This window comes from Pseudomonas tehranensis (assembly GCF_014268615.1).
GTDB lineage: Bacteria > Pseudomonadota > Gammaproteobacteria > Pseudomonadales > Pseudomonadaceae > Aquipseudomonas > Aquipseudomonas tehranensis.
Window position 1 is genome coordinate 1 of the sequence record NZ_JABWQV010000319.1, and the last position, 4,968, is coordinate 4,968.

The window sequence follows — 4,968 nt, forward strand, 5'->3', positions numbered from 1 at the left end:
GGGAGCGGGCTTGCTCGCGAAGAGGCCCTCAACTGCAACAAAAATCCCGAATCAATCCCGGGGCCCACGCCAAATCCCTTTCCCACTCAACCGCTCCCGATCATGGGCAACCCTGAAATCCTGCTCCGGCCCTTTGGGCACGATCCCGTTGGGATTGATGGTCTTGTGGCTGCCGTAGTAGTGGCGCTGGATGTGGGTGAAGTCCACGGTCTCGGCAATTCCCGGCCACTGATACAACTCCCGCAACCAGTTCGACAGGTTCGGATAATCCGCAATGCGCCGCAGGTTGCATTTGAAATGACCGAAATACACCGCGTCAAAACGGATGATCGTGGTGAACAAGCGGATATCGGCCTCGGTCAGGTATTCACCGGTCAGGTAGCGTCGGGTTTGCAGTAATCCCTCCAAGCGGTCCAGTTCAGCGAATAAACCATCGAACGCTTCTTCGTAGGCCGCCTGAGTGGTGGCGAACCCGGCGCGGTACACGCCATTGTTCACGGCCGGGTAGATGCGTTCGTTCAACGCATCGATGTCGTTGCGCAGGTGCTCGGGGTAGAGGTCCAGGTCGTTCCTGGTCGAGCCGTCGAAGGCGCTGTTGAACATGCGGATGATTTCCGCTGATTCGTTGTTGACGATGCGTTGTTGCCGTTTGTCCCACAGCACTGGCACGGTGACGCGACCGGTGTAGTCCGGCGTATCGGCGGTGTAGCGCTGGTGCAGGAAATCCAGGTGATCGAGTTTGTCGCCGGTGGAGCCATGGCGCTTGTCGAAGGTCCAGCCGTTTTCCAGCATCAGGTAGCTGACCACCGAGACATCGATCAGGTCTTGCAGGCCTTTGAGCTTGCGATAGATCAGCGTCCGGTGGGCCCAGGGGCAGGCCAGGGACACATACAAATGGTAGCGCCCGGACTCGGCGGTAAACCCGCTGTCGCCCGTAGGGCCTGCACTGCCGTCGGCGGTGATCCAATGGCGGCGTTGCGCCTGTTCACGCTGGAAGGTGCCGTCCTTGCTTTCATACCACTGGTCCTGCCAGCGACCTTCGACTAACAAACCCATCTCGATCTCCTCTGCCAATAAACGTTGGAGAGGAGTCTATTCCCATAGGTTCGAACAAAAAGCGCAAAGGTTGGGCGTTGATGATCGGTTAAATCGATCGATCCCGCGCCGCCCAGTATTGGCGGGCTTGCTCTAAAGCTTCTTCCCGAGCCAGGCCCAGGCCGCGCAGGGCCAGGGCCATGGTGGCGATCAGCGCCAGTTGCGGGTAGCTGTCTTCAACGTCGCCTCGCCAGATGGCTTTGAGGTGCTCAGGGTCGAGGCTTTGCGGTTTGACGTGGCGCTGTTCGGCCAGTCGCGGCCATTCCTCATCCCAGCTCACCCCACCGCAGGTGCCATACAGGTGGCTGTCGGCGTCCGGGTTGATCTCGATCTCGCCACCGTCGCCCTTGATCACGATGGCGGTGTCTCCCAGCAAGCCGCTGGCATCGCGGTGGACCGCCTGGTAGCCCGGATGGAAGATGCTTTGCAGCCCGCAACGGGCGCCCAGGGGGTTGAGGATCCGCGCCAGGGAATGGATCGGTGAACGCAAGCCCAGGGTGTTGCGCAGGTCGATCATCCGTTGCATTTGCGGAGCCCAGTCCACCAGTGGCATGAAGGCCAGGCCACCATTGTCCAGCGCTGTGCCAACCTGCTGCCAGTCGCGACACAGGGGGATGTTCAGCAAGCCAAGCAGTTGCTCGCTGTAGAGCCGGCCCGCCGTATGCGCGCCGCCGCCGTGCATGAAAATCCGCACACCGTTCTGCCCGAGGCATTTGGCCGCCAGCAGGTACCACGGTAAATGACGTTTCTTGCCGGCGTAGGTCGGCCAATCCAGATCCACCGCCAACGCCGGGGGCTGCAGGCGTTCACGCAAGGCTTGGGTGAAACCGGCCATTTCTTCGGCGCTTTCTTCCTTGTGCCGCAATAGCATCAGGAAGGCGCCGAGTTGGGTGTCTTCGACCTGTTCGTCCAGCACCATGCCCATGGCTTGCCGCGCTTCTTCGCGGGTCAGGTCACGGGCGCCGCGCTTGCCTTTGCCGAGGATGCGCACGAATTGGGCGAACGGATGTTCGGCCGGGGTCTCAAGGGTCAGCGATGGGAAGTCGGTCATAAGCAGTTCGTCGGTTTGGGCAGGCCCGCCAGCTTGGCGGCGAGTTTGGCGGGAGTGCCTTTGAACAATCGGTTCAGGTGCAGGCTGTTGCCCTTGTCGGCGCCCAGTTTCAGCGCCGTGTACTTGATCAGCGGCCGGGTCGCGGGGGAGAGCTGGAATTCGTCGTAGAAGCCGCGCAACAGTTCGAGGACTTCCCAGTGTTCGGGACTCAACTCGATCTCTTCGGCCGCAGCCAGTGCCGTGGCGACTTCAGTCGACCAGTCGTCAAGGTCGACCAGGTAGCCGTCCTTGTCCAACGCGATGCTGCGCTCGCCAAGGTTTAGCGTCTTCATAGCCAGGTGTTGACCTTGTCGTGTTCAATCGACAGCTCGACGAAACCCGCGTAGTTGATGGCTTCGGCCCAGTCTGGTGTGTCCAGGGCGCGGGCCTGGAGATCTTCGGCCAGCACGAACAGATTCAGGCCAGCGGCCTGCAGCCGTTCAAATGGTGAGCTGCCCGGTTGCAACGCGTACGTCGCGTCGCCACACAGCAGCAGTGCGTCCTGCTCGCCCAGCACGCGCAGGCAACTGGTGAAGCGGCTATCGCCGAAGGGGGAATGAGACAACACATGCAAAGTCGACATCAGAGGGTGATCACCTGGTCATAACGATCAATGAGCGCGGCGATCTGCGGCGCGCTGAGTATGTTCAGCTCGTCCAGCGCCAGGGCAGCGGTTGCAACGCCACGTTCGGCGGCACTGTCGGCGCAGACGTACAGGTCCTCGACGCCAAACATGGGCAACGCCTGCAAGTTCGCGCTCAGGTCCTTTTGCTGGAGCGCCTTGGCGTTTTGGCCGCTGGCGAGCTGCAAGACGCCGTCGTCGAGAAACAGCAGGCCGATGGGTAGGTCGAACGCGCCCCCGGCCAGTACGATGTCCAGGGCTTCCCGGGCGCTGGGGCCCGACCAGGGAGCCTGGCGGCTGATGAGCAATAAGGATTTGGCCATTACGCGCCTCCAAAACAGATCAAGCGGTCGGCGTCCTGGATCGCGTCGTGCAACTGGCCCAGGCCGGACAAGGCCCAAGGCGCGCCGACGCTGACCGCTGAACGCTGGTAACGTTGGGCCTCTTCATTGTTCAGCACACCACGGCGCAACGCCGCGGCGATGCAGACCACACCGTCGAGCTGGTTGTCGCTGACAAAGGCGCGCCACTGTTGGGGCAGATCCTGTTCATCCTGGGGCGTTACGAGGCTGTCGGCAGCGTTATAGACACCATCCTGATAGAAAAACAGCCGCACGATTTCATGCCCTCCGGCCAGCGCGGCCTGGGCAAACAACAGGGCGCGGCGCGAGGAGGGTGCATGGGCGGCGGAAAACAATGCGATGGCAAACTTCATGACAGACCCGATCAGCAAAACTGCGGCCATGATAAAGCTTTATGGGCGGGGGGGCGATTGCCAGGGGATTCAACACAAAGGGGCATGCTTTGGATACTTTGTGGCGAGGGGATTTATCCCCGTGGAGCTGCGAAGCAGTCCCTTGACCCGCCAACGCGGTGTATCAGACAGGCCACGGTGGCGAAAGAGGGGCCGCTTCGCAGCCCAGCGGGGATAAATCCCCTCGCCACAGGTGGTATTCAATCCATTCGAGCTACTGCTCGAGCCCATTCAACTCGCAATACTCCGCCCACTCCATCCCCGCCATCTGTGCCACTTCCTTGTGGACTTCCATGCGCTGGTTTTCGTAGTCCTGAGGCGAAGCGGCGGTCAGTTGCAGGGTCAGTTCCCAAGCGAACAGGCCCTGGCGCTCGGCTTCGGCTTCGAACGCCTCATGCAAGCGCTCGGCGCGATACTGCGCAGCGGTCTCGCCCTTGGCCTGGGCCAGCAGCGGGTTGAGGTTGTCCAGTTCGACGCGCAGCTCGGGGCGTTCATCGAGAAATTTTTCCAGCGCTCGTTCATGTTGCTGTTCGGTTGCCGCCATGGTCACTCCTTGGGTGCCGGGGGTTGTTTCTTGCTGGCCTTGGCCGCAGCGGCCAGGCATTCGAGGGCGAACTGTTCGGTGTAGGTCATCTGTATCGGCGTGGTTTCGCCCTTGACCGTACGTTCACCGTCGAGGATGTAGCGAATCCGCTTGTCGGTGACGCCGATTCGCTTGGCGATCCAGGCCGGGGTCTGGCCGATCTGGCTGATCAGTTTGTCAGCGTATTCGGTGGTCGGTTTGTAGAACTCGGCATTGGGTGTCATGGGCTGTTCCGCGCGGGCAAGTGGCAATGGCGCGACAGGTTGCGCGAATCATCGCCCGGTGTCGCGTATAAATTTCAGTAAAGCAGCATGAAGGCCCAGGCCGCAGTGCTACAGTCGGGTTTTTTCTCTACGAGTGAACGCAATGCGAATGCTGATGGTGGCCGCGGCCGCAATGTTGCTGGTTGGCTGCGCGGGTTCGGCGATGAACCAGGCCCGTACTCAAGCGCCCTACAAGACACTGACCTCCGACAAGCCGGAACAGGTCGTGGCCCAGTGCGTGCAGTTTTCCTGGCAGGACGAAGCGGTATTTGGCGTGGATGCCGGTGCCTACCTGCAACCGGCTCAGAAGGGGGGCACGACGGTGTACACCCGCTCGGCTGAATCGTTTGTCGATGTGCAAGGCAGCGCCACGGGTACCGCGTTGAGCTATTACGCCCAGCATGACGATTTTGTGGCCAAGCGCCGGTTGGCGGCGTTGGCGACTTGTCTGTAGGCGACTTGCACTGCTATCGCGAGCAGGCTCGCTCCCACAGGTTTATGTGTCGTTTGCAGATACTGTGAACACCCGCAACCCCATGTGGGAGCGAGCCTGCTCGCGAT

9 protein-coding genes are annotated in these 4,968 nt (G+C 61.2%); 1 reads left to right on the top strand and 8 read right to left on the bottom strand.

The features are described 5' to 3' along the window. Positions 1-51: 51 nt before the first annotated feature. The 8 genes from HU811_RS24910 to HU811_RS24945 all read right to left on the bottom strand — a co-directional run bounded on the left by HU811_RS24910 (position 52) and on the right by HU811_RS24945 (position 4,368). Positions 52-1,056 (bottom strand): glutathione S-transferase family protein, encoded by a 1,005-nt coding sequence (locus HU811_RS24910; RefSeq protein ID WP_186658647.1) that lies wholly within the window; start codon positions 1,054-1,056, stop codon positions 52-54. A gap of 88 nt (positions 1,057-1,144) precedes the next feature. Beyond that, the gene (locus HU811_RS24915) at positions 1,145-2,146 is read right to left on the bottom strand and encodes a glycosyl transferase family protein (RefSeq protein ID WP_092399169.1); all 1,002 of its coding nucleotides are present in this window, start codon (positions 2,144-2,146) and stop codon (positions 1,145-1,147) included. Further along, a complete protein-coding gene (locus tag HU811_RS24920; protein WP_186658649.1) occupies positions 2,143-2,478 on the bottom strand; it encodes a TusE/DsrC/DsvC family sulfur relay protein in 336 nt (111 codons plus the stop codon). Before HU811_RS24920 ends, HU811_RS24915 begins: the two co-directional genes overlap by 4 nt. After that, the gene (gene tusB / locus HU811_RS24925) at positions 2,475-2,768 is read right to left on the bottom strand and encodes a sulfurtransferase complex subunit TusB (RefSeq protein WP_186658651.1); all 294 of its coding nucleotides are present in this window, start codon (positions 2,766-2,768) and stop codon (positions 2,475-2,477) included. Before tusB ends, HU811_RS24920 begins: the two co-directional genes overlap by 4 nt. Continuing rightward, on the bottom strand, positions 2,768-3,130 hold the full coding sequence (tusC, locus tag HU811_RS24930) for a sulfurtransferase complex subunit TusC (RefSeq protein WP_092399163.1): 363 nt from the start codon (positions 3,128-3,130) through the stop codon (positions 2,768-2,770). The genes tusB and tusC overlap by 1 nt, the downstream gene beginning before the upstream one ends. Continuing rightward, entirely contained in the window at positions 3,130-3,522 is a 393-nt protein-coding gene (tusD, locus tag HU811_RS24935) for a sulfurtransferase complex subunit TusD (protein ID WP_092399360.1), read from the bottom strand. The genes tusC and tusD overlap by 1 nt, the downstream gene beginning before the upstream one ends. 253 nt (positions 3,523-3,775) lie before the next feature. Further along, on the bottom strand, positions 3,776-4,105 hold the full coding sequence (locus HU811_RS24940) for a DUF6388 family protein (RefSeq protein WP_092399161.1): 330 nt from the start codon (positions 4,103-4,105) through the stop codon (positions 3,776-3,778). Between the two features lie 2 nt (positions 4,106-4,107). Beyond that, positions 4,108-4,368 (bottom strand): hypothetical protein, encoded by a 261-nt coding sequence (locus tag HU811_RS24945; RefSeq protein ID WP_092399159.1) that lies wholly within the window; start codon positions 4,366-4,368, stop codon positions 4,108-4,110. A gap of 142 nt (positions 4,369-4,510) precedes the next feature. Between HU811_RS24945 and HU811_RS24950 the strand changes: the two genes are divergently transcribed. Continuing rightward, the gene (locus tag HU811_RS24950; protein WP_092399157.1) at positions 4,511-4,861 is read left to right on the top strand and encodes a hypothetical protein; all 351 of its coding nucleotides are present in this window, start codon (positions 4,511-4,513) and stop codon (positions 4,859-4,861) included. Positions 4,862-4,968 lie beyond the last annotated feature (107 nt).

What these genes read in the sequence shown, in the direction of transcription:
- HU811_RS24910 (WP_186658647.1), bottom strand. Translation starts at nt 1,056, where the DNA reads ATGGGTTTGTTAGTCGAAGGTCGCTGGCAGGACCAGTGGTATGAAAGC.
- HU811_RS24915 (WP_092399169.1), bottom strand. Translation starts at nt 2,146, where the DNA reads ATGACCGACTTCCCATCGCTGACCCTTGAGACCCCGGCCGAACATCCG.
- HU811_RS24920 (WP_186658649.1), bottom strand. Translation starts at nt 2,478, where the DNA reads ATGAAGACGCTAAACCTTGGCGAGCGCAGCATCGCGTTGGACAAGGAC.
- tusB (WP_186658651.1), bottom strand. Translation starts at nt 2,768, where the DNA reads ATGTCGACTTTGCATGTGTTGTCTCATTCCCCCTTCGGCGATAGCCGC.
- tusC (WP_092399163.1), bottom strand. Translation starts at nt 3,130, where the DNA reads ATGGCCAAATCCTTATTGCTCATCAGCCGCCAGGCTCCCTGGTCGGGC.
- tusD (WP_092399360.1), bottom strand. Translation starts at nt 3,522, where the DNA reads ATGAAGTTTGCCATCGCATTGTTTTCCGCCGCCCATGCACCCTCCTCG.
- HU811_RS24940 (WP_092399161.1), bottom strand. Translation starts at nt 4,105, where the DNA reads ATGGCGGCAACCGAACAGCAACATGAACGAGCGCTGGAAAAATTTCTC.
- HU811_RS24945 (WP_092399159.1), bottom strand. Translation starts at nt 4,368, where the DNA reads ATGACACCCAATGCCGAGTTCTACAAACCGACCACCGAATACGCTGAC.
- HU811_RS24950 (WP_092399157.1), top strand. Translation starts at nt 4,511, where the DNA reads ATGCGAATGCTGATGGTGGCCGCGGCCGCAATGTTGCTGGTTGGCTGC.